Raw genomic sequence first — 25,328 nt, 5'->3', positions numbered from 1 at the left:
TTCAGATAAAATACTAGCTGCTGTTGGTTCAGGCTAGCTGAGTGAAATAACACCGTAGCTGTAGGCCTTCCGCCTATAAACTACCGCAGCTTTATCATGTTCAAGGTCGTGATAGAGGTAGAAGTCGTGTCCCACAAGTTCCATGTGATTGACCGCCTCTTCTTTGGTCATCGCATTTTTTTCGAACTCTTTAGAGCGAATCACGAGTTGTCTCTGTAATTCTTCGGTCTCGTCTTGCTCCACAACTGGAATTTCTCCGGTTAGTAGCTGCGAATCAGCAGGAACAATCGCTAGGTCTCTAAAGTCAGATGCGGTTAGTTCGCTCGCCCCGAGACCTTGGTGTTTTTTTTGCTTATCTGAGTACCGCCTGAGTCGCTCAAGCAGTTTGCCGAAGGCAATGTCAAAAGCAACAAATTTGTCCGAAGCCCTAGCTTCGGCCCTAACCACGTGTCCTGGTTCATAAACAGTTAGCTCAACCTGATCCTCTTGACCTGGACCTTTTGAATGCTCGTGGCGGGTTATTTTAATATTTAGTTCCTGCGGGCGATGAGCAAACTGCTCAACCTTGCCGGCCTTTTCTGTTACATAGTCTCTAAAACGATCCGAGACTGTGAGGTTTTTCGCTGAAATTCGAAGTTCCATTTTTACCTCCTAGTCGGCTGTCTAGCCGTAATACCAAACTACGCCTTTTTTTTCGCTCTCGCTCCAGCTTTAGATGTTTCTCTTGGCTAATACGCAGATTCCGGCAACTTCGTAGCCGGCAGCTCCGAGGGCTCGCATGCATTCCTTGAGTGTTGAGCCGGTTGTCATCACATCGTCAACCAGCAGTACTTTTTTGGATCCAGGAATGGCTTTCATGGAGCCCAAAATATTAGATACGCGTTCCGGTTTGTCCAGACTGCGTTGGTCTTGAACTTGACGTTGAAATCTAAGGGTGTTGATTGGCAAGCGTCTAAGCGCCAACTTGTCGCCAGCAGTTATGAGACTCAGGACCGGATCAAAACCTCGTTTTCGAAAGTTGATTTGGTTTCTTGGTGGGACGCAAATCGAGCATGAGCCAAGGTCCAGAACTGCTTCCGCCACTGCATGCCCCAGGCCGGGGGCTAAGTAAGTGATCAGCGCTGTTCTATTTTGATCTTTATAGGCGGTCAGGATTCTCGAAATTGGCTCGCTATATTCGGTGGCATACCAAACCGGAGTTCCCTCCAATGAGGATTTCGTGACCCCAAACGCGGGTAGGCAACTATCGCAGAGCGGACTGGGCGGTATTTTACAAACCGCGCAGGCAGTGGGGAAAACAAAATCTAGAAAAGACTCGAGCATGCGAATAGTTTTAGCTCAACTGCAGTGCTGGCCGCACTGCTAAGACTCGTTGTTGAAAACAGCTTGAAAGAATTGCCTGTTAGCGAAGTGGGCTGATGCTCGTTACCCCGGTTTCAATTCGACGCCAGCTGTTAGCCGAGAAGAGCCAGACCTCTCCGACCTCTGAAAGCATGTAGCTGCTTGTCGCTGAGGCGGCAGCATGCAGCTCAATACCGATGGTGGGAGGCATGGGTAGCTGCGTTCTCGGACCTGATACCGAATACTCACTGAAAGCGGTCAGGCCACTAGCGGTCGTCTCAAGGACACGTATGGATGCCATCTCCTGCCATGAAACTGCTATGGGAGTCCCTAGAACCGGTTGAATTCTAAGTCCCTCATTCAGCGACAGTGGAATTGAATTCGCATCTCGAAGCACGACCCCAACATCTAGGAATGAATCTGCGTCGTCCGTTTGAATCGACTGGACGATGCGTGTGCCCTCGGGGGCTATGGCTGCCGCCAGCCTCACTCCCAAAAAGGGACTAGCCAGAGTTCGAACCACTGTGGTCTGGTCATAAACCTCCACTGACAGACTCGCGTCGGCAGGAAAAGCCCAGAGCGATCCAGACTTGTCATAGTCAAGTGCTATGACATCGATCAACGAGCTCAACTGAATTATCTCAACAGCCAGTGACTGGTTGGTGAGCTCAAAGACGCCCTCGGCGGTCGTGAAGGCCACTCGATCACCGTTGTCGGTAATCGCCATTAGCTCTGGGTTGTAATTCGCGACCATTGCCTGAGTGCCGGAAAGAGGCATCGAGCCAATGCTGGTTAGCGGCTCAACCCCGGTTGGCGTCAGAACATAGCTGAGACTCATTTCGTCAGTAAGTTCCGCCCCTCCCGGCGCTATGTCCTGAAACGCCCCATTTACAGATAGCGAAATATCGTCGACGCCGGGTAGTTGGAGCAGCGTTGATCGCAATTGTCCGAGCATGTTTCTTCTGTCCTGCTGTCCGGCAGCGAGAGCATCAGCATCAAGATCAACTTGAGCGACGCGATTCAAGATTCGTACCGCGCTAATGGTCAATTGAGTGCCCTCAGGGATCGCAGACTTGACACCCGAGGAAAGCCAAGCGCTTGGTCCTGCTAGCAACGCATTTACTAGCCGAGTCGGGGTCGAGGTTTTGGTTGGGAACCAGCGCAAGTCTGGAACTAGGCTCTCCATGCTCGAATCCAGAAAATAGACGGGGAAAGCGTTGAACACCACGCTGAACACTGGAGGTGTAACAACGGTCAGATTAGGCGCACTTGAAATTCGCCATTGTCCATCTTGCATCGCAACCCTAAACCTAAGGTTTGTCGTTGATAACTCGACCGAGTCCTCGTAGCGCCCCTGATCATCAATTCTTGCTCCGGCGCTTAACTCCACGACAACCAAAGACTCTCCTGCCTGCCGAAAAACTGGAGCACCAGCTCTGATTAAGGTTTGGTTCTCTGGGTTCCAACGCTGAGCAAAGTCATCACTCAAAAACTCTCTGGCGACAGCGTAGTCATTTAGTGGGCTGGTTCCCGCAGCTAAAAATCCCGAAACTATCTCCTGCGAAGTGGCATCAAAAGAAGGTCCGGATGGCGTGTAATAAGCAAATTCTTTCTGGTCCTCAGGCGCGATATCTGGGCCGCTTTGAATATCAAGCTGAGTTGGTATCGAGGCGCACCCCGCCAGAACTAGCGAAGCAATAAGAAGAAAGGCTTTTTTGATCATGTCTGCACCGATCTGGGAGGAAGCGGTATTGGCGAGTTTCCAATCACGGAGTCCGAGTGTCTAGGAAGCGTCAAACGGAAGCTGGTGCCCCTATTGGGCTTAGACCAAACCTGTAACCAACCCCGGTGCAGGGTTGCGTCTTCCTTTGAAATTGCTAGCCCCAGGCCAGTCCCGCCTACCGATCGCTGCCTAGCTGGGTCCGCTCGCCAGAACCGGTCAAAGACGCGGTCCAGTTGCAGTCTCGACATTCCAACACCGGAGTCAGTTACGCAGACCGCCACCGCGTTGGCATTTTGACCGACTTGAACAACTATGGCTCGGCCCTCTCCGTGTTCGACAGCGTTAGAAAGTAAATTGCGCAGCAATCTTTCGATGCGCTTGGCATCGAACTCCGCCTCGACGGGTCCCTTGGGTAACTCGATGCGAATCTCAGTGTTTTTCGCTTGAGCAAGTGGCTCAATGCTTGCAATCGAAGCCCCAACAACAGCGTTTAGATCTTGGGTTTCAAGATCCGCAACCACAGCTCTGGCGTCATAGCGTGAAATCTCTAAGAGGTCAGCTAAAAGCGCTTCAAAACGCTCTATCTGGTTTTGCATCAGCTCCGCTGATCTTGAAAGAGCCGGGTCTAGCTTCTCCCGGTTTCCAAAAATAACCTCGCCGGCCAGCTTGATGGTTGTCAAAGGGGTTCTTAGCTCGTGGGAAACATCGGCAACGAACCGTTGCTGCATCTTCGACAGCGAGTCCAGCTGTTGAATCTGTTGCTGCAAGCTCGCCGCCATCTTGTTGAAGGATTTGGCAAGCTGAGCTAAGACGTCATCGCCACGCTCAACCAATCGTTCATCCAGTTTTCCTGCCGATAGCGTCTGCGCGGCGAGCGCCGCCTGCTCGACCGGCCGAACCACTGAGCGGGTAACCAAGTAGCTCACCAGGGCTATTAGAGCCAGAAGGATTATTCCGGCGATCGTTATGGCACTTTGAACAAGGGCCAAGGATTGCTGCTCTGCACTCAGGTCAAAAACCAGGAAAAGTTCGAAGTTGCCAGCAAGTGGAATCACGACGGGAGCTCCAACCGTAATTCCGGCAACCAAGACGCCCTCCTTAGAAAAGCTCACAGGGGTATAGGTAAGGATTCCGGCGGATTCTCGCACTTGCACCCGAAGCTGTTCGGGAATGGTCTTGAGGTCAAGATCTTGAGAGATCGGGGACTGAAACAGCTGAAGTTGCGCCTGCCCTGGACTCCTAAGAAGAGCAACTTGCCTAGATCCTGAGCCACCGACTATTTCAAGGGATGGAACAACGGCATTAATTAGAGTTTGCAAGGCAGTTTCGTCGTTTACCGACGCAGCAGAAACCGTTCCCTGGACACTACTCACCGCGCGCTCTGTTTCACTCAGCACTTGATCAAGTCGATTTTGATAAAAGCCATTTGCCAACGAGTAGGACAAGAATCCGCCAAGAGTAACCAGTGCCAGAGCACTTAGTAAAACGGTTGCGACCACTGTTCTGGCTGTTAGCGAGCGCCTAAACAGCGAAATCACTGTGTCTCTGAGCCCGCCCGATATCCGTGACCACGGACTGTCATGACAATCTTCGGGTTTTCTGGATCCTTTTCAACCTTGGACCTCAATCGCTGAACGTGAACATTCACCAGTCGAGTGTCAGCCTTGTACTGGTAACCCCAAACCTGCTCGAGGAGCATCTCCCTGCTAAAAACCTGTTGAGGCTTTGAGGCCAAAGTGTGAAGCAACTTGAATTCAAGCGGAGTTAGCGAAAGATTCGCGCCCTCTCGCTGAACCTCGAAAGTTTTCGGGTCCAGTGTTAGACCGCCTACTTGGAGAACCAAAGAGTCATCTGGCAGCGGGCGAAGCCTCGCCTTCACTCTTGCTATCAACTCTTCACCCTTGTGAGGCTTGACAACGTAATCATCGGCTCCAGCTTCAAGGCCTAGGACAACGTCGTTGGTGTCTCCTCGAGCTGTCAACATGACAATCGGCACACCGGACACGGCCCGGATCTGCTTGCAAACCTCAATCCCCGATTGACCGGGGAGCATTATGTCCAAAAGAACTAAATCTGGATTTCTGTCTTTAAAAATCTGGACAGCCGAGATACCGTCTGCGGCAAAGACCGGCTCGTATCCCGCTCCAGCCAGGACAAGGCCGACCATTTCGCGAAGGGCATCATCATCGTCAACAACCAGTACTTTGTGAATCAAATCACCCTCCAATCGACTGCGATTACCTCTAACAATAATGGCCCGAGAAACCGCTCCTTAAATGTAGCTTGAAGCGGAGCGGGAAACCTAAGAATTTAGAATCGACCACTTCCGCAGCGAGCACTCTCAAGCCTTCGATGTGATTGCAGCGAGAGCTCGATCGCGAATCTGATTCATAACCGATTCATGATTTGACTCTACGTTCAGTCTCAATAACGGCTCGGTGTTTGAAGATCGGATATTGCACCACCACCAAGTGTCACCGTCTTGGTGACTGTAGGTCTTTCCATCGAGTTCCTCGAGAAAAGCTCCCTCGAACTCCGCCGCGACCCGAGACTGAGCCTCATGAGCATCTGCGACCGTTGAGTTAATCTCACCGGATGCGAAATAAGGTGTGTAGTCGACCGAAATTTCGGACATCGCCTGATCTTGCGTTCCGAGTTCACTAATTAGGTGCATAGCGGCAAGCATTCCGTTATCCGCGCCCCAGAACTCACGAAAGTAGTAATGGGCCGAGTGTTCCCCCCCGAAGACCGCACCGGTCGAAGCCATTTGGTCTTTGATTAGTGAATGTCCGACTTTGGTCACCTGTGGAATGGCGCCGTGTGCGATTATCGTCTCCGATACCGACTTGGATGTGAGCAAGTTATGTAGCACGATTGGAGTCTTTTCCCCCGAATCCTGGACCCTCAATATCTCGCGCTTGGAAACAATCGCGGCGACCGCAGAGGGGGTAACTGGGAAGCCTTTTTCATCAACCGCAAAGCAACGATCGGCATCACCGTCGAACGCAAGACCCAGGTCCGCGCCTGAGGAAACGACCATTTGCTGCAGATCAACAAGGTTTTTTGAATCCAGCGGATTTGCTTCATGATTTGGAAATGAGCCGTCCAGCTCGAAGTACATCGGGACTATTTCTATGGAAGCGTCGTCGCCAAGAACAACTGGGACCGTAAGCCCCCCCATGCCATTTGCAGTGTCAATCACGATCTTGAGCTTACGGATACCCTGCAAAGGAACCAGCTTGCGAAGGTAATTTGAGTAGTCAGCGATGACCGAAAGATTTCGCTCTGAACCAGTAGCAGAGTCAGCTGGAATACCGCTTTCGAAAAAGACTGCCGCCCTATCTCTAATTGCCGCGAGTCCAGTATCCAGGCTTATGCCCCGGGCCCCAGCGCGAGAGAGTTTGATGCCGTTATAACTGGCAGGGTTGTGACTCGCAGTAAACATCGCGGCTGGAAGATCCAAAAAACCTGATGCGTAGTAATTCATGTCTGTTGAGCAGAGTCCCAACATGACAACGTTTGCTCCGCGCTTTCTTGCGCCGAGTGAAAACGCTGCCGCAAAACCGGGAGAAGAGTCGCGCATGTCATGACCGACCACTAATTCTTTCCCAGAAAGCCCGAGCTCATCGGCAAATGCGGCACCAAAGCATTCGACAACTTCGTCGCTAAGTTGGCTCCCCACCAGCCCACGAACGTCGTAAGTTTTTACAAAGTCATTAAATTGGTGCACTAGGGATCCCCCGTTTAGGTTATCCGCCAAGAATACAATGGCCACATGGCTTCCATCCCGCAAAAAAGAGATCGTCACGGCAGAGGCATGCGCCGGCCGGTGCCATCAAAACTTTTTCGTCACGGCCTGAGTCGCCAAACTTTTTTCCAAGATGCAGTTGCCGACACTGCCGATTATCTTCGTTCGAGATTCCCTGACGAGCTGGGCGCATTGAATTGGAAGATCGAAGAGGTTCCGCTTCAGGAGCGGCCAGAATCACTAAACCGCTGGCATACAAGGCCCCAAACTATGACGATAATTCTTTACCGAATTCCGATTGAGAGAAGTGCAAGCTCTAAGACTTCGGATCCGAGAATTCAGATTGAACAAGCGGTCGTCTCAGCTGCTGCAAGCCTGCTCGGCAAGGAGCCCTGGGATTTACTGGATCAGTGAGCTATCGGACACTGACCGAAAGTGCGTCTCCAAAGTTTTGATTCTCGCGAGGATTTATCACGGCGTAACCGGGCACGTCAATAACTTCGAGTGCCGCTGTGAACTCTGACGCCGAGTTGATTCGAATCGAATCCCCACTTATCGGCAGCGAGACTTGAGAAAGTGAGGCGATTTCAAAACTTTGATATTCGACCCTGGTTCCATTGGTTATTTCTAAGTTCACAGCCAGAGCCGCCAAGCCGAAGTTTGCGACATGTAATCGAGTTTTATAGCTTGGAATCGGAATAGTTAGATCTGTAAATTTCGAGGACTGAGTAAGCCAGGCGAAATCCACCACCGGCTTCAAAATAGTGTTTTTGACGCCCACCAAGAGCGGTGAAGTACTTTCCACTCTGACAAGATAATCCCCGTCGGTCAGATCAAGTTCAGTCTCGGCAAAACTCTCAGGCTGGACCTGCTGCCTGAGGACCACCACGTTGTTGCTCGCAACCGCAGTAATGACGGCCTCGGTTGCAACGTCGCCGAAATTAAACAACCTCAAAACTGGCTTGTCGAAACCTTCAGAACGAACGCTTAGCCCGGTTATTAAATTATCGTTAGCTGGGGCGAGGCTCGGGAGTTGTATGTCTATCCCTCGGGTGGAGAGGCCTGCGGTTGCTCTTTGCTGCATGGCAATGGAAATAGGAACTCCGCTGGTTTCAAACCACAGGGAAAACATCGGCTCCTGAAAAATCACTGAGGACACCGGTAGCACCACAGTTTGCCCCGCTGCCAAACTGACCTGTTTTGAGATCTTGCCGCCCGGAACCAGAAACTGAAGTGACACTAACGTGTCTGACTCGCTGGGGTTCGCAAGGAGCAAGACGGTTTCTTGTCCCAGCGCTGCAGCGCCTGAAATGAACCACCCACTGAATAGTGGCTGTGAGCAAGTAGTTGCCATCAGCCCGACTGCCCTGTCCCTGGCGATTCCTTGGGACTGAATCACTGATAACAGACCTGTTGACTGGTTATCGCCAACAGCGACCAACCTCGCGCCCGGTGTTGTTGTGAGACCAGGATCAACAATGAGCTCGCCGCTTCCCAAAAACTGATAGATACTCGCCTCGCCAATTCGATCTATTTGCCCAAGTTCAATTCCAGACTCGCCACCGACTTCAGCAAAAGCTCCCGGACAGTAGAGCTCGAGAGGCAGCGGCTCCACAGCCACGGTCTTGAAAGCAGGCGTCGCGAACGAGGTCGAGGTCGAGATCACCGGAAACTGTGTCACCACAATTTGCGAAAGAAATAATCCAACCAAAGCTATGGCAAGAACAATGCGGACCGCGATCTTCATTTTTGCTTCACCAATCTTTTGGCTCCTCGAATAGAGGCGGGGGTTGGAATCGCAAGTAGCAAGAATGCGGCAAGAACCCCAAGCTGAAGATTCCTGTTGCTCGGTGACTGAGAGCTCGATGGGTTGTTGCTGGCAGAGCCGACCACCTGCCACAAATGGCCATAGGGAGTCTGACCGGCGGCCTGCAGCATGGTCATCGAATCAATAGCAGCCCGTGCGGCGGAAATACTCTCCAGGTGGTCTCCCTCCAAAAGCACAAAATCAATACCAAGACTTGAAAGCAGGTCCTGAACTCCATCTGGGTTACCCGCAACCAGCGAGCCGCTCAACTGGGCTAGCTCAGAAGTAATTGGGCTGGCTGGAAGTAGAAACTGGTAGGCCAAGCTTGTCTGTTCAAGGCTCCGCCCAGCTCCCCAGAGCAGCTCCGCGTCGACCTGATTTCCATTGGCATCAATCCGCAGGGTTCTTATCCCCTCATCGACCTCAGCTGCCGCGACAACTAAGGCCGGGGCCTGTCGCTGCGACCCGAAATAAGCCTGGTCTGGCGCCAACGGTCCGTAAACGAGACCCGATGCCATTACCCCCGCGCTTGCGAAGATAGATGCCGCGGCGATTACCCATTTCCGGCTTAGCCTGTCCAGGAACAATCCAGCACCGACCAACAAGGCCGCCAAGCTGATTGCCTGCATGGCAAAACTTCCGGCGATTGGCTGATACACGCTGCCTAGCCCCAAAATGATCGCCACGACCCAAGAGCTGACCGAAACGGCCAGTCGGGTCCCAAAAAGACTTGCTACCGCACCGATTCCCGCTACGCCAAGAAAGATGAGAGCAATTACTGATTCGTAGGGGCTTGCCGGAGGCAAAAACGCCGAGCTAGTGACCGTAAGGAAAGCAACCTGATTTTGTTCAACGGCCAGCAACACCCAGGGGTAGATAAGAACCGCTCCAGGTAGTGCAAACCAACTCAAGATCGGGAGCTTGCGAATGTTATTGGCGCCAAGCGCAATACCGAAGATTACGAAGAGCAAAAAGATTATTGGATTACTTACTGCTATCAACGCAGCCAACAAGCCGGCCAGTCCGACCCAGCGCCAAGTTCGTGATGAGTTGTAACTTGTGGCCGCCTTGACGAGAACGAATGTCAGCCACGGGGCCACAGAAATCGTAACCAGGTCCGCCACGCCGGCCATGGCCTGAACCAGCAAAACCTGCGGGCTTAGTGCGAACAAAAGACCCACCAAATTCCGCACCCAGACTCGAACAATGAACAATCTAGTCAGCATCCAGAAGCCTGCAAACCCAAGGGTAGGTGCCACGAATACAAAAACGGCCAGAGCCAAACTCGGGTTGGAGCTTAGAGAAAGACCAAAGACAGACAGCACCCAGTTAAATGGATCGGTCGGTAAGTCGATACCCGACAAGTAGGGAACCTGCGCCAGAGAAGTGGCCGACCATATCGATCCGAACGAGTCGCCGATAGGAACCAGTCGATCCGCGTAGATAGCGCCAACGGGTAAGAGTGACCAACCAAAAATGAGCGGCAGCAAACCTAGCCAGATTGAGCCACTTGCGAATAGGCCTTTTCCAGTTGACTCTTGGACTTCAGTCACATACTCAAATTTGGCTTCACGGCGTTTTTTTCGTTGAGCTCGAGTAGCCAGAAAATCCCTCAGCGGCCGAGTCTTTCCCAGACCTCGAAGCTTCTTGCGCGCTCTAAGCCTTGAGCCAATTGTGAACCACGCCCAAAGCCAGGCGGCGAACTGACCGAAGATTCGAGTGGGCTTTTTCGTAATTAAGTTTTGAGGAATCGAAATCAACGCTGCAAGCGGTAATGCTAGGTACACAAGAGGTAAAAGTATGGTCGGAGAAAGCACGCTGGCCAGATGAACGTGCGCTCGTGAAAGAGCATGGGGGCGACTCCCTCCCAGCCACTTTCTAGTTCTAGCTTGCTGCATAGATAGACCTGCGTGCGAAACCCTAGCTCGTGGCTCTACCACCACTCGGAATCCAGCAACTCGCGCCTTCGCACAAAACTCTATGTCTTGAGCAAACACTGGTGCGGTGTCATTCAAGCCGCCGAGTTTCCGCCAGAGGCCCGCGGCCACCAACATTCCTGCTGTGGAAACGGCAAGAGTGTCTCGAGAGCCGTCGTGCTGACCTTGGTCATATTGATTTGCCACCAGCAAGAAAGGCTTGCCTGTTGGGGTGACGGTGATTCCAAGCTGCTGAATTTGGATTTCATTTCCCCACTCCAAAAGCTTCGGCCCAACAATCGCGACCGACGGGGACAGCTCGGCTGCACTCGCGAGCATTTGAAGCGCTAGGGGTTCGGGAGCTGAGTCGTCGTGAAGAATCCACAGCCATCCAGGAACAACTTTCAGGGACTGGAATCCGGATTCTATTGCGGCTCCGAGTTTGATGTCACCAGGCTCAACAACGGAGAACCCGAATTCCTTGGCTAGCTCTACACAGGCTGCGTCGGAACTAGTTTCAACGACAACTGTTTGCTCGACCGCGTGGGTCTGGACTGACAAAGCTTTGAGAGTGGTGGCTAAATAATCAACCGCCCCGTGTGAGACGACGACCGTCGCTACCGAGAGCGTTGACACGAGTTGTTAAGCGGTCTTGCGCAGACGGCGACGTTCGCGCTCAGACAGTCCACCCCAAATACCGAATCGCTCGTCGTTTTGCAGCGCATACTCTAGACATTGAGATCTAACTGAACACTGTGAACAGATCTTCTTGGCGTCTCTAGTCGATCCGCCTTTTTCAGGAAAGAAAGCTTCTGGGTCGGTCTGTGAGCAAAGAGCGTCCTCTTGCCAGCCGAGGGGGTTTCCTTCAGAGTCGCCGTAGGCGCCGGCTACCCCGAGCCTAAGCACATCGACGAACCAGTTGGTAGGCACTTGACCGCGCTGTTCCATGCTTATTCCCCTATCTCAAGAAATCCATTGGTGTAATTACATCGTTGTAAGTATGTTGCTGTCAAGTCGAATTATTTACCAAATTTCCCTTTTGTTCATAAACCCTCAAGGTAGCCTTTAGCCATGAATCTTCTTTTGACGGGAGGCGCGGGCTACATTGGCGCTCACGTTGTAGCGCTAGCCGAGCGCGAGGGTCACTCCGTAACGGTCGTCGATGACTTATCAACTGGAGTTGCCACGAGGATTGTTTCGCCTGTAGTCGCCATAAACCTCGCCTCTCCGGATGCAGTCGGGAAGCTTTCTGAGCTAATGAGAGCCACCAAATTTGACGCCGTCATACACCTAGCGGCAAGAAAACAGGTTGGGCAATCGGTCGAGATTCCCGAGCAATACTTTTTGGACAACATCGGCGGACTCGCTAACCTTTTGCTCGCAATGCGACAAGAAAATTTGAAAAAACTGGTGTTTTCCTCGTCCGCTGCGACCTACGGAATGCCCACCCTAGATTTAGTGGACGAAGACTATCCTGGGGTGCCTATCAACCCATACGGCCAGACCAAACTGGTCGGGGAATGGATGGTAAAAAACGCCGCCAATTGGGGCCTAAAGGGCGTAAACCTGAGGTATTTCAACGTGGCCGGGTCTGAGTCAAAACAGCTTGCAGACACGGCCGAACTCAACCTAATTCCTATTGCAATAGCTCAGCTAAAACGTGGAGAACAGCCGATTGTTTTTGGCACCGAGTATCCAACTCCAGACGGCAGTTGCATTAGGGATTACGTCCATGTCAAGGATCTGGCAAAAGCACATCTGATGGCTGTGGATTACCTAACCACCCCCGATCAAAAATACGCAACCTTCAATGTGGGAACCGGACAAGGGGCATCCGTACTCCAAGTATTAGAAGAGCTCAAAATAGCATCAGGAATTAAATTCGATGAGCTACTGGCTGACCGCAGACCCGGTGACCCGCCGAGGTTGGTCGCGAACACGGACCGTATTGAAAAAGTATTTGGATTCAAGGCTTCTTTTGGGCTAAAAGAAATAGTGAAATCCGCATGGGATGCGGCTAACTAGGAACTTTCAGCACCTGGCCGATTCGAATGAAATTTGAATTATTGATTCCATTTACCTTGGCTAAAGCCGAAGATGACACTCCAAGCTTTCTGGAAATACCCCAAATTGTGTCACCCGAAACAACCGTATAAGTCTTTTGCGCTTGCGGTTTTTCTGGCTCCTGAGCTTGAGCGACATTCGTGTTGTCAGTCGATGTTGGAATCTTTAGAAGTTGGCCTACTGAAATTCGGTTTGGGTTGGAAATCGAGTTAAAGCTCTGCAGAGCTGAGCTAGAAATTCCAAACTTCGAAGCTATGCGCAGAAGTGTGTCTCCCGACTGCACTCGATATTCGACGACAGTCTCGGTCGGTTCTGGCTCAGGGGTTGGATCGGGTTCTGCCGCAACATCCGGTGCTTGCCCCTGCTGGCCGGACGAGCCTGACTTTGGAATCCTGATGAGTTGTCCAACGGAAATTAGGTTCGGGTTCGAAATAGAGTTGTGCTCCTGCAGCAGCGCTGTAGTAACCCCAAAGCTTGCTGCGATCTTGTTCAAGCTGTCGCCCGAAACCACTCGGTATTGAATCTCGCTAGCACCCTCTGCATCGGTATCACCAGCCGAATCTGCCGATGGTACTGAATCAGGCGTCTGGGTAACCTCCGGGGCCGGTTTTGGCTCAACCTGAATCACTTCCGGGACCGTTCCCACAAATGTAAGCTCCCCGAAGTCTCCAGCTGGTACGCCTTCCAGGGAAGCCAATTGAACAGTGGCCGGTGCAGTTCCGCCGGTTGGTATTCGGTCGGAGAAGTAATTGGTCGCCTGAATGTAGCCGGGGCCGTCGCCTCGAAGCCTCGCAAGGTGCTCCCAGGAGGACACTCGCAGCTTGATGCCGTCTTGAATCAAGTAAATGATTCCGCTATTTGTCCTAATAAACTGACCAACCGAGCGGGTTGAAAGCTGAAGGGCCGCGCAGGTTACGGTGGAGAGTGGGTACACGCTGCCGGGGAACTCCGCGGCAGCACCGGGCGAGGTTGGGTAAAGAATTCCACGATCCAAAAGGTATACGGCCCCTTCGCACTGAACCTTGCCGGAAGTAAATCCAGTTCGAGTTTCAAGGCCAGCAAGATCTGAACTGCTGATGGTGAAAGTCTTAGATTTCGAGACGCTGGTGGCCTGAGCGGCAGATGCCAGTTTGATCTTATTTGTCAGATCGTCTACCAAATAAAGAGTTGAGGAAGAACTCGATTTCACTATGGCGCCGGGCGCAATAGCCTCTCCCACTTTCTCAACAGTGTTAATGGCGGACTGGGGCAACTCGATTGCTTGTGGCTGACCTATTAAGGACAGGAACATGTCAATCATGACCTTGTTGCTCGATATCCGTCGCTCCGCCGACTGAACAAAGTAGGAAAATTTATTGCCTGCTGAAGTGATAACAGCCGGAGCGGCCAGCGCTGCATTCACTCTTGGTATCTTCGCCAAGAAGGCCTCAGAAACAGTCACTATTTGATCGGTCCAGTTTTCAGGATCCGTCACTGGAAGTTTTCCAGAAGGAGTAATTACAAAGGTTTCTCCGGCCTCGCTGGCGACGAAACCCCTGATCTGATCTGGAACTAGCGTGGACTCAATCGCTTGAAGATCAATTGCCGAAGGGGCCTGATCAAACCACTTGGCAAGTCCAGTCGTGGTCACCAAAGACGAATTTAGTAGGTAAGTCTTGCCTCCCGATGCAATGGCCTTTTGCTCGCTGCCAGCCACGGTAAACATCACGGACTCAGATGCCAGAGCAGCCCCGGGTGAGACTGAAACTAGCTGTTCGATAGTCATTAGAGTGGCCTTGATTGCCTGTCCGCCAACGGTCTGCAACGCAAGATCATCAACCACAACTCGAGAGCTTGCGTTCTCGATCCAATAGCGGTTACCGTCCTCGGTTTGGACCAATCGAGTTAGAGCGCCACCGTCGATAAAGGTATTTAGCTGAAGCGAGCTCAAGGCGATAGTGATGTCGCAATTAGCGCCGAATTGAACCGCAATCTGGCAATCGGCCACCGAATACTTGACGCCATCTACAAGTAAGTATTTCGCTCCAGAATTGGAGTCGGACACAAGCTGTGTGGCCTCACCGCTAGTAGTAAAACTCTCCAGATAGGCAGGAGAGATTTCCCCAATTGGACCTAGCGGCCTAAGTGCCGCAAGGAGCCTAGAGTCGCCAACCAAGAACTTCTTATCATTCACGATCAAGAATGTTTCTGTCCCGGCGGCCTGCAGAAGATATCCGCCGCCAATGGGTGAGCCAAACCAGTCGTGGTAGTAGCGCCAAAAGTTTCTGTTGCCATAGGCCGAACAGCTGTCTCCAGACCCATACATGTTGTCCAGGGCCGCCTTGTTAGGGGTGTAAGGCGTGTAGTAATAGAGGTTCGCTGTTGCCTGGTTTTTTAGTTCAAAGCTCTTGGTTCCGCACGATGACTTTGGGTTGTAGCGCATTGAAACAGTGCGTCCGGGTTTCCAGTAGGTGAAAGAACCGTCAGGGTTTCCATACCAACGTAGTTGTTTAGCGGCTCGATAGAGCTGGTTAAAAAGCCCAACGTAGACCTTTCCGCATATACCCGGGTCCGAATCGGGGCAACCAAAGCCCATTGCCGCGCGGTACATGTAGGACGTCGGTTTGGTCGATGTAACCAAGCCCTGCTCTTTCTGGAGCTTGGTGATCAAAACTTTTGGATTAATCCCACAGGCCACCGCGACCGCGTAAATCACCTCCGCAGAGCTGGCCGCGGGGTTTCCTGGAACAGCCGAGCAGGGTCCAACTTCGGTCGAAGTAGTCGCTGGAGTCTCCGGAATCTCGCTCTTGATGTTCTTGAGACAATCGATGGCAGGGTCAGTAGACCTGCAGGCTGAGACCCTAGAGTCCAAAAATTGCTGAAGGTCGGTCACTGTCATAGAGCCGAAGTCAAAAAATACGCTGTCGCTAATGATTAGACCCGGATCAAAGGCGCTTGCTGGAGGTGCGGCCTGGGCGGGCGACATAGCAATCGGCATCGAAACTAACCCGACAATAGCCATTAGGGAGGCGGTAAGTAGCCCAATGAGCTTCTTGAACATCACGGGATCACCACCGAGCTAGCGGCAGATGTGCCGAGGTGAAATTCCGACTCATATCTAACGGTCACGATTCCAGAACCAGAAGGTAAATCAGACAGCGGAACTTCAATTGGGAAACATTGGGTGTAGTCAGAGGCGGACTGGGCTGAAACTTTAACTATTTTTTCAACGTCCGACCCGATAAATCTCATTGTGCAATTGCCACCGGATTCGGTAATACCCTGCACCTGGGCCACAACCTCCAGCATCCCGGTATCCGAATAGGCTTCGGCAATCAGGATCACCACGTCCGCGGGCAGCTGGTCTGTGGCTGGCACTGGAGTTTCGGTCTCCCTCGGGGTTGATGACGTTTTTGGCTCTACCGAAGCTTCCGGTTCGGCCGAAATCTCTGTTTCCTGATTGGTCTCGATAGTGGCTACAGGCTCTTCAGGTAGAGCCGTTGCCCCCCAATTCGGGTAGAAAACACCGCAGCCAGCAAGTATTAGGGAAGCAAAAATCAGGCTCGCACCGACCAATAATTTGCGCACAGCTGACCTCCCAGACACCTTCAACCTTAGGTTGAGATGCTCTAAATAGGCTGAGCGTTATCGCGTTTTGAGCAAATGTAAATCAGCTGAGACTTGGCTGATTAGAGACTTTTCTTCAAGTTTTGATTCTTTTGCTCAACCTGCTCTGCAATCGATGCCCGGTAGGCGTCGAGCTTTGCTCCCAATTCTGGTGCGGCTATAGCTAAAATTCTGAGGGCCAATAGGCCTGCGTTTTTTGCTCCATCAATCGACACGGTGGCCACTGGAACACCAGCTGGCATCTGCACGATGGATAACAGTGAGTCCATGCCGTTCAGGTTCCCCAAGCTAACTGGCACGCCAATTACCGGCAGCGAAGTCATGGAGGCAATCATGCCGGGTAGATGGGCGGCGCCGCCGGCGCCCGCGATGATTACTTTTATACCTTGGTTACTAGCGTTCTTGGCCCAATCGAGCATTTTTTCAGGGGTTCTGTGAGCGCTGAGAACTTCGATTTCAGCATCAAAACCAAACTCCATAACTACGCTGTTCGCCTGCTCCATGATTCGCCAATCCGAATCCGATCCCATAACTATTGCGATTTCTGCCATGTCGTTTTCTCCCTAGTTCCCAGCTTTACTTTATTCGCAAATCACTCTGGTACAGAAGTTCCGCAGCTTCGTGGCAATCCGTCAATAACTCCAGGTGGTTTTGACCCAAAGCGGTAATGTGACCCATTTTCCGACCCCGACGTGGTTCTTTTTGGTAGGAGTGAAATTTGAGATGCGGAAACTTTGCCATTGCGGCGGAATAGTTTTCAACCAGTGTCTTCTTCGAGTCAACGCCAAGTAGGTTGACCATCACTGAGCCTCCACCCACCAATCCTGTGTCTCCTAAAGGTAGGTCCAAAACGGCTCTTAGGTGCTGCTCGAATTGACTGGTCTTAGAGCCCTCAATTGAGAAATGTCCGGAATTATGAGGGCGCATTGCGAGCTCATTGACCAAGAGCTTTCCGCTTGCAGTTTCGAACATTTCAACTGCCATCACCCCGACAACCTCTAAATCTCGGGCGATCTTCTTTGCTATTTCCTTCGCACCCAAGCTGTCCACTGGACCGGGGGCCGGTGCGATAACTTCCAAGCAAACACCGTCCCTCTGAACAGTCTGGACCGTGTCCCAGGCTCGAAGTTCTCCCGAGTGATTTCGTGACACTAGCTGCGCAAGCTCTCGTATAAATGGCACCTTTTGTTCGCAGAGTAATGCTCCGCCAAAATCCTCGATGTTTTCTAGCCAATCGGAGACCTGTGAGGTTTGGCTTATGACTCTCACGCCTTTGCCGTCATAACCACCAATTGGAGTTTTGACGACAACCTCTGGACCATTGGCCACGATGAAGTTGTCGATATCAGCCGCTGTCTTTGCTGCCGCCCAAATCGGTAGGGGAAGGCCCAGGTCAGCAAGAGCCGCGCGCATGGCCAACTTATTTTGGGCGAAATGCAGTGCAGCCGGCCCTGGCCTGACTTTTACACCGGTAGCGACGAGTTTTTCCAATAGGGCCAGTGGAACATGCTCATGATCGAAGGTTATGACATCTACCGTGGCGACAAATCTGGCTAGTTGATCAAAATCCGTGTAGTCACCAACTTGAGTAGTTGCGTAGTGAGCGGATGAGCCTTCTTGCTCAGCAAAGACTCTCAGCTCGATGCCCATCGCTATTGCTGCCGGTTGCATCATTCTGGCAAGCTGACCGCCACCTATTACTCCGACCGTTGGCATTTCTCTCCTACCTAATTGCCACTAGTTTCGCAGATGCCAAACGTCAGCCGCTGCTAAAGCCACCGGTTCGGGTGTTTCAACAATCAGCCGTCCAGTCTCATCAATTGCGACGGCGACCCCATAAATGTTCTTGCCGCCTGGTAATTCGGCTCTGACCTTTGTGCCCAAAGTCCCGCAGCGAGTCAGGAGTTCCGCCTGTAATTGAGCGATGGCTGTCTCGGAGTCAGCCGTGAGCCGTGACCAATAACTTTTTAGTTCAGTTGCGATTACCTCGAGTAACTCATCTTTTTCCATTTTCAGCCCAAGCTCTTGGAGTGAAGTTGCGGTGTCCGGTGAGTGCTCTTGAGGCTTGATGTTGATCCCAATGCCTAAGACCACGGTATTTAGATCGACCATCTCGGCCAAGATTCCAGAAAGTTTTTTGCCGTCTACAAGAAGATCATTTGGCCACTTCAGGCTAACGATCAGTCCATGCTTTTCCAAAGCTGAGCTAAGTGCAAGGCCGGCCATGATTGTTATCCAGTCAATCTGACTCCGGCTTGTGGGCCTGAGTAAAACTGAAACGGCCAGCGACTTCCCGGCTTCGGTCACCCAGTTTCGGCCCAGCCGGCCGAGTCCCGCGGTCTGCTTGTCAGCGGTAACTGCGAAAAATTCTGGGGTGTCGGAGTCAAGTCGACGCAAGAGTTCTTTATTGGTCGAATCGACCTCGGCAAGCTCGACAAGGCCGGCGAACTGACCTTTAGAAGTTGAAGAATCCATTGAATAAATGATATCGCACTGGGGCTACTTGTAGGTATCAGAGACATAACCGCCGGTTTCATTGTATGAACTATGCAAGATAGGTTCGTTCAAGACCGATAAAGTTAGGCAGACGCAAAGGGGCACACGTGGCTGAGAATCCAGATCTATCTACAACCGCAGGAAAGCTGGCTGACCTCCGTCAGCGCTACCACGAGGCCGTGCAGGCCTCTGGGGAGGCTGCCGCAGTCAAGCAGCACGCGAAGGGTAAGAACACCGCACGCGAGCGAATCGAAATGCTTCTTGACCCGGGCTCATTCGTTGAGCTGGACGAATATGTCAGACACCGCTCCACCGCCTTTGGCATGGATACAAAGCGCCCCTATGGAGACTCCGTCGTTACCGGGGTGGGAACAATTCACTCCCGCCAAGTGGCAGTTTATTCTCAAGACTTCACTGTTTTTGGGGGCTCACTCGGTGAGACAGCTGGCAACAAGATCATCAAGGTGATGGAGCTAGCGATAAAGACCGGCGTGCCGTTGATTGGTATCCTGGACTCGGGTGGGGCCAGAATTCAAGAGGGTGTCATTGCTCTAGGCAAATACGGCGAAATCTTTAGACTCAACACCATGGCGTCTGGGGTGATCCCTCAGATTTCTCTTGTCATGGGGCCAGCTGCCGGAGGAGCTGTTTACTCACCCGCACTCACTGACTTTGTGATCATGGTGGATAAAACATCAAACATGTTTGTAACTGGTCCCGATGTGATCAAGACTGTGACTGGCGAAGATGTTGGGATGGAGGAGCTCGGCGGGGCTAGAACACATAACGAAACCTCCGGAGTTGCTCATTACTTGGCAGACGACGAGCAGGACGCAATCGACTACGTGCAGTCACTTGTGGGCTACCTGCCAGAAAACAACCTTTCTAAATCGGTCACCTACCAATCCGAGTCCGAACTTGAAGTCACCGAAGAAGACAGGCTCCTGAACGAAGTAATCCCGGACAGTCCGAACCAGCCATATGACATGAAGGTAATTATTGAGTCCCTGGTCGATGAGGGCGAATTCTTGGAAGTTCAGCCACTCTTCGCCCCCAACATACTCATTGGCTTTGCCCGTATCGACGGCAACTCAGTTGGCATAGTTGCAAACCAACCGATGCAAATGGCTGGAACCCTGAACATCGATGCCGGTGAAAAAGCGGCCAGATTCGTAAGATTTTGCGATGCTTTCTCGATCCCAATCCTTACCTTGGTTGATGTTCCTGGATACCTTCCTGGAACCGATCAAGAGTGGGCTGGAGTAATTAGACGCGGGGCGAAGCTGCTCTACGCATACGCCGAGGCAACAGTTCCGCTGGTAACAATCATCACCAGGAAGGCCTATGGCGGGGCCTACATTGTCATGGGATCAAAGCAGCTGGGCGCCGACATAAACCTTGCTTGGCCGACAGCGGAGATCGCCGTCATGGGTGGTCAGGGTGCAGTGAACATTTTGTTTAGAGACAAAATAAAAGAGGCCGAAGAGCAGGGCTTGAACATCGCCGAGGTGCGCGACCAACTTGCCAAGGAGTACACCTATAACGTGGCCAACCCGTTCCTGGCCGCGGAGCGCGGTGAGCTAGATGGCATTATCGAGCCGGCCGCAACAAGATCAGCAATCGTTAGAGCACTTAGAGCTCTAAAAACTAAACGAGCAAACTTGCCCCCGAAGAAGCACGGAAACATCCCACTTTGATGCGGCAATATTCCGAAACTGAAATTCAAGCTCTCATCCAAGCTAAAGGCGGCGGCGAGCATGATCAAGCTGCAGCGATAGCGGTTGTGACTCAGTCGATTATCGAATCAAGACGCCTAGGTCGGATTGCAACAGGGGCACCAGAATCCTCTTGGAACCGTGGCAACGGTCAGCTCCGCGGGCAGCACATTGGCAACTGGGTAAATGAGTTTCGTAAATAAGTTCCGGCTACGAACCACTAAATTTATGAGAGGTCCTTGGAGCCGCAGCCGGCTGAAATTAGAGCCTTAGAAAGATGTTGTTACTCGACTCACTCGAGCCAGAAGAAAATAGGCTCACAGTCCATGTCTCTCCGGCCACGCTGCGAATTACGACTCTTCCCACTTTGATAGCATCCAAGGTCTGCGCCAGTTTACTGAACAGCGCCTTCTTTTCCTCTATCTCCAGCAAGTCGATTCCCCCGTCGTCTGACACCTGCACTTCTATACCTCTGGTCCGAGCACTCAGAACTGCGGCCACTAGATCTCGATCCTGAAACCCTTTCGCTCGAATCTGGTCCCGAATTCCCGCTTCGGCTAAAAGCAATTTCTTAGAGTCTGAGGAGCTAATATTGCCCTGCTGTTCCTGAATCAAACGCAGAAGAGGCAGTGAGGAGTCGAGGGCGTCTAAAAGTCGAAGTTGGGAACCTGCTCTGCTAACGCTTACGTTTTTGGTATCTAAATTGACCGCCAGCCGCCAATCAAGAAAGTCTCCAGAAGATTTTTGGGCCGATTTCAGAGCAATTGCTAGCCCCTGAGAGGCAGCCACCAACGCAAATGAGCCAGTCATCCCACTATTGAGAAACACCTGAACTCCCCCAAGGGCATAGACGGTGACCGCCATTGCGATCGTCCCGGTCCAAGCCGCTGCCGTGTGATTGCGCCAAGCCAGAACCGCCATGACAGTTCCGATACCCGCCACAAACCAGGTGTGATACTCATAATTTGCCCGAGCATTAATCGCGTAAATCTCCAGGGCTGGAACAACTACAGCTGACAACAGCGCAAAGAGGATGATGGCGTATGGGAGCCTGAGAGCCCTAGTGAAGCGAGTTGACAAAAATAACACCACAACGTACAGAATCAAACCCGCCGCGGCCGGAATTGGCATTTCGTATTGTTCAAAATTTATCAGCCCGAGAAAGGCATGGTAGCAGCCGAAACTCAGAGCGAAAAGGGCCGCTTGACTATGGCGAACCCGAATCACTTTGGCCACTTCAATGACACAACTGTGCCAAGACCGGGGGACGACTTTATCTTGGCAACACCACCCACAAGAGCCATGCGGTCAATAATTGATCCGCGAATTCCGAGTCGCGCTCGAGGGACCCGTTCCATTCTAAAACCCCTGCCGTCGTCGACAATTTGGACACTGATTACCCCGGCAGCCGGAGAATTCAACTTCAGTTCCAGGTTCGTAAATTTCGCATGACGCTCGGCATTCTCTATTGCCTGAAGGGTAGCCTCAGTGATTGCATTGGCCGTTTCCAAAGGAATTGGGTCCAGCCCCGTGATGTACACGGAGGCTCGAATTCGAGAACTTCGCTTGATAGCAGCTTTCCTAAGGGACAAAAAAAGGCTAGAGGGTGTGGTGGTCCCCGAAGGCACGAGACCATTTTGGATCTCGGCGATGCTGTCGACCGCCTCACGAGCCAGCTCCACTGCGGCTAGCCTCTCAGATGGCGTGCGTGCAGCGGCGGCAAACAAAAAGGTGTGAAGCACCTTGTCGTGCACCAACGCACCAACCCGTTGGTTATCTCTCTCCGTTGCATCGACACTCGCTCTTTCGAGGGCGCTGAAAAGATAACCAGTGTGTGCAGCATCAACCTCATTTGCCCAGTCGCGGCTCAACGTCACTATGCCCGCGACTCCGATCGAAAGAATCACCACATAAATGGACCCTTGAAGAGCTTCTCCGAGGCTCGCTCCTCCAACGGAATCATTAGTGCTGATAACCGTCCAAGCACTCATAAGAATTGCTAGGTGAGCGACGAAGCGGGCCTGCAGGCCCGTGGCGATGGCCACGCTCAAGGAAGATATGCCTACGGACCACCAGACCCATGGGTTTTCGTAGTCAGAGTTGGGAAACGTAGCCAGGGCCATTGCCGGCAACAAGAAGACGGCTAACACCCCAATTGAGCCGTGAATTAAAAGCATCGAATCGTTCCAGCGCCCCAGCCAAGCGGACGCAACTACCCCTAAAGCAGACAAAAATATAACTGCGAGCACAATATTCGACAGCATATTGAAATGCTCCGCTTGAAAAGCTTGATGCGCCCAGAGTTCGATCGTAAGAGCCGTTAAAACAGCTGCGTAAACTTTCCTCACCACGTTCTCGAACTTGCCTCGTGCCGCAGTAGAACGAATGTTCATAATTTAGAGGAACTCGCCAGAAATCAGGCCGTCTTCAATCGCTAGACGGTAGAGGTCCACTTTGGTTCCAGCTTCTCGTCCCAGACGTGCGTACTTCAATCGCACACGGTCGATGTGCTCCTTAGCTGAGCTCTGCTTGATATCGAGTTGAGAAGCGACTTGCTTAAGGCTCATGCCGGAGGAGTAGAACGATAAAACTTCACGCTCTCGCGCAGAAAGATTCGCGTCCTTGAAATTTGCATCGGCATCAATCATCGCGCTAGTTTCAGGGTTGTTGATTATGGCGCCGTCAGCCGCAAGTTTAATAATCTCCGCAAGGTATGCCATTGGCCGGGACTTCGGAACAATTGCCACCGCGCCCGCCCTTAGAGCCACTCTCATGAGGTTGGCCTTGTCGGCGATGCTATAAACCAAGACCGCGCTGCCAGAAGAGACTAACTGAGAGACATTTTCCGCGACCAGTGAACCGTCCGCCAAGGACAGATCCATAACTACTACTTGACACTGAAGGCCATTGATCTTTGAGATTAGTTCTCGGACGGTTGCGGCTTCTCCGACTAACTCCAGGTCGTTGCTGGCACACATTCCAGCGAAGCCGAGGCGCACCGCCTCATGATCATCGACGATTGCCACTCTTACGTTTGAAATCTCTACCGCCAAACTAGCCATAACTCCAACTTAGCGTGCTAGCGCCACGACTGTTTCGAAATGGTGGGTATGAGGAAAAATATCGAAGGCCCTCATGGCCATAACTTGATAGCCGGCGTCACCGAGTGTCCTTAGGTCTCGAGCGAGCGCAACCGGGTCACATGCCACGTAAATCATGTTCCTTGGGCTCAAGCGAATTAGTTGCTCGACCACCTTGTTGGCGGCTCCGGAACGCGGTGGGTCGAGAATAATTGTGTCGAAGGTCGCCGCGGTCTGAGATCTTAGAAATTTCAGAACATCGGCCTGATGGAAGCGAAGGTTATCTAGGTCGTGAGATGAACGCTCTCCGTCGGCAATTGCCTGCTTGGAAGATTCGATGGCCAAGAATTTGGCTCCGTCGAACTGCGCACTCAAAGTCGCGCTAAACAAACCAGCGCCAGAGTAGAGGTCTAGGTTTTGCTTTTGCGGGTCGAGATTCAGCAATTTTGCGAACTCGCTCACGCAGGCAGTCAAGAGCTCCGGACCCTTGACGTGTGCCTGCCAAAATGAGCCTGGGCTTAGTCGGAAAGTTCTCCCGGCAACCCGTTCGATGAGCTGTTTGTCGCCATTCACCTTTTTGTCGATCAGCCATTGACTATTACCAGTGTTGCTCGCGGCGATCTTTATCTTGTCAACGCCGTTGAAGTTTTTTAGATGCAGCCCAAGTTCTTCTATTTCCTTAACTGCTAGAGGCAAGTCGCGAGTGAAGACGATCTCATTGGTCCGAATTTTAGAGGGCCCTGCGGTTCCGGACTCATCAACATTCAGCTGAACTCGAGTTCGGTAGCGAAGTCCTTGATTCTCCTGATCACCGGGAGCAGCCTCGACGACAACCTCCGACTCAATCCCTGCCATTCGAGACAGGACTTCCTGCAGAACTTGTGTCTTGAGCACTCGCTGATAAGAAAGTTCAATGTGCCCAAATTCGGCTCCACCGGCACCCTTCAGGGCTGCCTTCCAGAAGTGCTTCACTCTGTGCTCGGATTCCTCCAAGACCTCGACCGTCTCCGCTCTAAGGAAGCTCTTGGTGTCTTGAACAACCTTTGCCTCGACTAGCTCTCCGGGTATGGCTCCGGAAACGAACACCACTTTCGAGTCGTGTCGAGCAATAAAAACTCCACCGTGGGCGACTTTTTCTATTTTCAGCTTAAGCATCACATGCACAGTGTTCCACAGCTAACCTGTTTATCGTGATCGATTTCGTACTTGCATCAACTTCTCCTGCCAGAAAAAAGCTACTTTCCGAGGCCGGCATCCAATTTCGCGACCTTGCTCCTGGTGTTGACGAAGACCAAATGGTTGAAGAACTAGCCCCGCAAACGCCAAGCGAGCTGACCGAATTGCTGGCTAGGGCAAAGGCTGAGGCGATTGCGACAACAGAAACAACAGCGTTGGTTTTGGGGTGCGATTCCGCACTCTTTTTCGAAGGGCAGACTCTCGGAAAGCCGTTGGCATCTAGCGTCGCGATCGAGCGTTGGAAAGCCATGCGAGGTAAGTCTGGCTCGCTCTTTTCTGGACATCACCTAATTGATGTTCAAAACAATCGGGCAGTCTCGCTCGTTACGAGCACTGAGGTTTTCTTCGCAGATCTTTCCGACCAGGAGATTGAGACCTATGTTGCCACCAACGAACCACTGCAGGTAGCGGGTGGTTTCACAATTGATGGGTTAGGTGGCGCTTTTGTCGAGCGTATCAACGGTGATTACCACACTGTGGTGGGCCTATCGCTCGTGGGGCTTAGAAAAATGATGCGTGAGCTTGGGCTCGATTATCAATCTCTCTGGAGATAACGGATACGAATAATTGATTTTTTTGTAGGTTGAGCATAAACA

23 protein-coding genes are annotated in these 25,328 nt (G+C 52.0%); 5 read left to right on the top strand and 18 right to left on the bottom strand.

Annotated features, from left to right (window positions below; translation table 11 throughout):
- Nucleotides 1-33: 33 nt before the first annotated feature.
- From hpf to ABXT50_RS01435, 6 genes are all read right to left on the bottom strand, one after another.
- Entirely contained in the window at nt 34-642 is a 609-nt protein-coding gene (gene hpf / locus ABXT50_RS01460; protein ID WP_415274410.1) for a ribosome hibernation-promoting factor, HPF/YfiA family, read from the bottom strand.
- Nucleotides 643-711: 69 nt separating this feature from the next.
- The gene (locus ABXT50_RS01455) at nt 712-1,209 is read right to left on the bottom strand and encodes a ComF family protein (RefSeq protein WP_415274409.1); all 498 of its coding nucleotides are present in this window, start codon (nt 1,207-1,209) and stop codon (nt 712-714) included.
- Nucleotides 1,210-1,402: 193 nt separating this feature from the next.
- A complete protein-coding gene (locus tag ABXT50_RS01450) occupies nt 1,403-3,064 on the bottom strand; it encodes a GerMN domain-containing protein (RefSeq protein ID WP_415274408.1) in 1,662 nt (553 codons plus the stop codon).
- Nucleotides 3,061-4,602: an MtrAB system histidine kinase MtrB gene (gene mtrB / locus ABXT50_RS01445; RefSeq protein WP_415274407.1), complete on the bottom strand. Its 1,542-nt coding sequence runs from the start codon at nt 4,600-4,602 to the stop codon at nt 3,061-3,063. The genes ABXT50_RS01450 and mtrB overlap by 4 nt, the downstream gene beginning before the upstream one ends.
- On the bottom strand, nt 4,599-5,279 hold the full coding sequence (gene mtrA / locus ABXT50_RS01440) for an MtrAB system response regulator MtrA (RefSeq protein WP_415274406.1): 681 nt from the start codon (nt 5,277-5,279) through the stop codon (nt 4,599-4,601). Before mtrA ends, mtrB begins: the two co-directional genes overlap by 4 nt.
- Before the next feature lie 126 nt (nt 5,280-5,405).
- The gene (locus tag ABXT50_RS01435; RefSeq protein ID WP_415274785.1) at nt 5,406-6,833 is read right to left on the bottom strand and encodes a phosphomannomutase/phosphoglucomutase; all 1,428 of its coding nucleotides are present in this window, start codon (nt 6,831-6,833) and stop codon (nt 5,406-5,408) included.
- Between the two features lie 6 nt (nt 6,834-6,839).
- On the opposite strand from ABXT50_RS01435, the gene ABXT50_RS01430 reads away from it, so the two are divergent.
- Nucleotides 6,840-7,226, top strand: a complete 387-nt coding sequence (locus ABXT50_RS01430) for a metallopeptidase family protein (RefSeq protein WP_415274405.1) — start codon at nt 6,840-6,842, stop codon at nt 7,224-7,226.
- Between the two features lies 1 nt (nt 7,227).
- Here the strand turns inward: ABXT50_RS01430 and ABXT50_RS01425 are convergent, their stop codons facing one another.
- From ABXT50_RS01425 to ABXT50_RS01415, 3 genes are read right to left on the bottom strand one after another with little or no spacing between them, the layout of a single operon-like run.
- Nucleotides 7,228-8,559, bottom strand: coding sequence for a DUF5719 family protein (locus ABXT50_RS01425; protein ID WP_415274404.1), 1,332 nt, complete (start codon nt 8,557-8,559; stop codon nt 7,228-7,230).
- The gene (locus ABXT50_RS01420; protein ID WP_415274403.1) at nt 8,556-11,171 is read right to left on the bottom strand and encodes a glycosyltransferase family 2 protein; all 2,616 of its coding nucleotides are present in this window, start codon (nt 11,169-11,171) and stop codon (nt 8,556-8,558) included. Before ABXT50_RS01420 ends, ABXT50_RS01425 begins: the two co-directional genes overlap by 4 nt.
- A gap of 6 nt (nt 11,172-11,177) precedes the next feature.
- A complete protein-coding gene (locus tag ABXT50_RS01415) occupies nt 11,178-11,483 on the bottom strand; it encodes a WhiB family transcriptional regulator (RefSeq protein ID WP_415274402.1) in 306 nt (101 codons plus the stop codon).
- Nucleotides 11,484-11,606: 123 nt separating this feature from the next.
- Between ABXT50_RS01415 and galE the strand changes: the two genes are divergently transcribed.
- A complete protein-coding gene (gene galE / locus ABXT50_RS01410) occupies nt 11,607-12,560 on the top strand; it encodes a UDP-glucose 4-epimerase GalE (RefSeq protein ID WP_415274401.1) in 954 nt (317 codons plus the stop codon).
- On the opposite strand, the gene ABXT50_RS01405 is transcribed toward galE, so the two are convergent.
- The 5 genes from ABXT50_RS01405 to ABXT50_RS01385 form a co-directional block, all read right to left on the bottom strand.
- Nucleotides 12,553-15,642: a LysM peptidoglycan-binding domain-containing protein gene (locus tag ABXT50_RS01405; RefSeq protein ID WP_415274400.1), complete on the bottom strand. Its 3,090-nt coding sequence runs from the start codon at nt 15,640-15,642 to the stop codon at nt 12,553-12,555. The genes galE and ABXT50_RS01405 overlap by 8 nt on opposite strands.
- Nucleotides 15,639-16,166, bottom strand: coding sequence for a hypothetical protein (locus ABXT50_RS01400; protein WP_415274399.1), 528 nt, complete (start codon nt 16,164-16,166; stop codon nt 15,639-15,641). Before ABXT50_RS01400 ends, ABXT50_RS01405 begins: the two co-directional genes overlap by 4 nt.
- A 101-nt stretch (nt 16,167-16,267) precedes the next feature.
- A complete protein-coding gene (gene purE, locus ABXT50_RS01395) occupies nt 16,268-16,756 on the bottom strand; it encodes a 5-(carboxyamino)imidazole ribonucleotide mutase (protein ID WP_415274398.1) in 489 nt (162 codons plus the stop codon).
- A 25-nt stretch (nt 16,757-16,781) separates the two neighbouring features.
- Nucleotides 16,782-17,921 (bottom strand): 5-(carboxyamino)imidazole ribonucleotide synthase, encoded by a 1,140-nt coding sequence (locus tag ABXT50_RS01390; RefSeq protein ID WP_415274397.1) that lies wholly within the window; start codon nt 17,919-17,921, stop codon nt 16,782-16,784.
- A gap of 21 nt (nt 17,922-17,942) precedes the next feature.
- On the bottom strand, nt 17,943-18,680 hold the full coding sequence (locus ABXT50_RS01385) for a biotin--[acetyl-CoA-carboxylase] ligase (protein ID WP_415274396.1): 738 nt from the start codon (nt 18,678-18,680) through the stop codon (nt 17,943-17,945).
- A gap of 128 nt (nt 18,681-18,808) precedes the next feature.
- Between ABXT50_RS01385 and ABXT50_RS01380 the strand changes: the two genes are divergently transcribed.
- Both ABXT50_RS01380 and ABXT50_RS01375 read left to right on the top strand, forming a co-directional pair.
- Entirely contained in the window at nt 18,809-20,398 is a 1,590-nt protein-coding gene (locus ABXT50_RS01380) for an acyl-CoA carboxylase subunit beta (protein WP_415274395.1), read from the top strand.
- A complete protein-coding gene (locus ABXT50_RS01375; RefSeq protein WP_415274394.1) occupies nt 20,398-20,619 on the top strand; it encodes a hypothetical protein in 222 nt (73 codons plus the stop codon). Before ABXT50_RS01380 ends, ABXT50_RS01375 begins: the two co-directional genes overlap by 1 nt.
- 58 nt (nt 20,620-20,677) lie before the next feature.
- Here the strand turns inward: ABXT50_RS01375 and ABXT50_RS01370 are convergent, their stop codons facing one another.
- The 4 genes from ABXT50_RS01370 to ABXT50_RS01355 all read right to left on the bottom strand — a co-directional run bounded on the left by ABXT50_RS01370 (nt 20,678) and on the right by ABXT50_RS01355 (nt 24,651).
- Complete coding sequence (locus ABXT50_RS01370; protein ID WP_415274393.1) at nt 20,678-21,547, bottom strand: hypothetical protein; 870 nt, start codon at nt 21,545-21,547, stop codon at nt 20,678-20,680.
- Between the two features lie 92 nt (nt 21,548-21,639).
- On the bottom strand, nt 21,640-22,680 hold the full coding sequence (locus tag ABXT50_RS01365) for a sensor histidine kinase (RefSeq protein WP_415274392.1): 1,041 nt from the start codon (nt 22,678-22,680) through the stop codon (nt 21,640-21,642).
- A 132-nt stretch (nt 22,681-22,812) separates the two neighbouring features.
- Nucleotides 22,813-23,478: a response regulator gene (locus ABXT50_RS01360; protein ID WP_415274391.1), complete on the bottom strand. Its 666-nt coding sequence runs from the start codon at nt 23,476-23,478 to the stop codon at nt 22,813-22,815.
- A 9-nt stretch (nt 23,479-23,487) separates the two neighbouring features.
- Nucleotides 23,488-24,651, bottom strand: a complete 1,164-nt coding sequence (locus tag ABXT50_RS01355; protein ID WP_415274390.1) for a class I SAM-dependent RNA methyltransferase — start codon at nt 24,649-24,651, stop codon at nt 23,488-23,490.
- 35 nt (nt 24,652-24,686) lie between these two features.
- On the opposite strand from ABXT50_RS01355, the gene ABXT50_RS01350 reads away from it, so the two are divergent.
- Complete coding sequence (locus ABXT50_RS01350; RefSeq protein WP_415274389.1) at nt 24,687-25,286, top strand: Maf family protein; 600 nt, start codon at nt 24,687-24,689, stop codon at nt 25,284-25,286.
- Nucleotides 25,287-25,328 lie beyond the last annotated feature (42 nt).

The sequence above is a fragment of the Aquiluna sp. Uisw_065 genome, assembly GCF_047731275.1.
In the GTDB taxonomy this organism is placed as follows: Bacteria; Actinomycetota; Actinomycetes; order Actinomycetales; family Microbacteriaceae; genus Aquiluna.
The sequence above is the reverse complement of the archived record's forward strand: the minus strand, read 5'-3'. Positions and strand labels throughout refer to the sequence as shown.

Excerpts from the sequence above, each read along its gene's own strand:
- hpf (WP_415274410.1), bottom strand. The coding sequence starts at position 642 with ATGGAACTTCGAATTTCAGCGAAAAACCTCACAGTCTCGGATCGTTTT.
- ABXT50_RS01450 (WP_415274408.1), bottom strand. The coding sequence starts at position 3,064 with ATGATCAAAAAAGCCTTTCTTCTTATTGCTTCGCTAGTTCTGGCGGGG.
- ABXT50_RS01430 (WP_415274405.1), top strand. The coding sequence starts at position 6,840 with ATGGCTTCCATCCCGCAAAAAAGAGATCGTCACGGCAGAGGCATGCGC.
- ABXT50_RS01425 (WP_415274404.1), bottom strand. The coding sequence starts at position 8,559 with ATGAAGATCGCGGTCCGCATTGTTCTTGCCATAGCTTTGGTTGGATTA.
- ABXT50_RS01415 (WP_415274402.1), bottom strand. The coding sequence starts at position 11,483 with ATGGAACAGCGCGGTCAAGTGCCTACCAACTGGTTCGTCGATGTGCTT.
- galE (WP_415274401.1), top strand. The coding sequence starts at position 11,607 with ATGAATCTTCTTTTGACGGGAGGCGCGGGCTACATTGGCGCTCACGTT.
- purE (WP_415274398.1), bottom strand. The coding sequence starts at position 16,756 with ATGGCAGAAATCGCAATAGTTATGGGATCGGATTCGGATTGGCGAATC.
- ABXT50_RS01390 (WP_415274397.1), bottom strand. The coding sequence starts at position 17,921 with ATGCCAACGGTCGGAGTAATAGGTGGCGGTCAGCTTGCCAGAATGATG.
- ABXT50_RS01385 (WP_415274396.1), bottom strand. The coding sequence starts at position 18,680 with ATGGATTCTTCAACTTCTAAAGGTCAGTTCGCCGGCCTTGTCGAGCTT.
- ABXT50_RS01375 (WP_415274394.1), top strand. The coding sequence starts at position 20,398 with ATGCGGCAATATTCCGAAACTGAAATTCAAGCTCTCATCCAAGCTAAA.
- ABXT50_RS01370 (WP_415274393.1), bottom strand. The coding sequence starts at position 21,547 with ATGCCAATTCCGGCCGCGGCGGGTTTGATTCTGTACGTTGTGGTGTTA.
- ABXT50_RS01365 (WP_415274392.1), bottom strand. The coding sequence starts at position 22,680 with ATGCTGTCGAATATTGTGCTCGCAGTTATATTTTTGTCTGCTTTAGGG.
- ABXT50_RS01360 (WP_415274391.1), bottom strand. The coding sequence starts at position 23,478 with ATGGCTAGTTTGGCGGTAGAGATTTCAAACGTAAGAGTGGCAATCGTC.
- ABXT50_RS01355 (WP_415274390.1), bottom strand. The coding sequence starts at position 24,651 with ATGCTTAAGCTGAAAATAGAAAAAGTCGCCCACGGTGGAGTTTTTATT.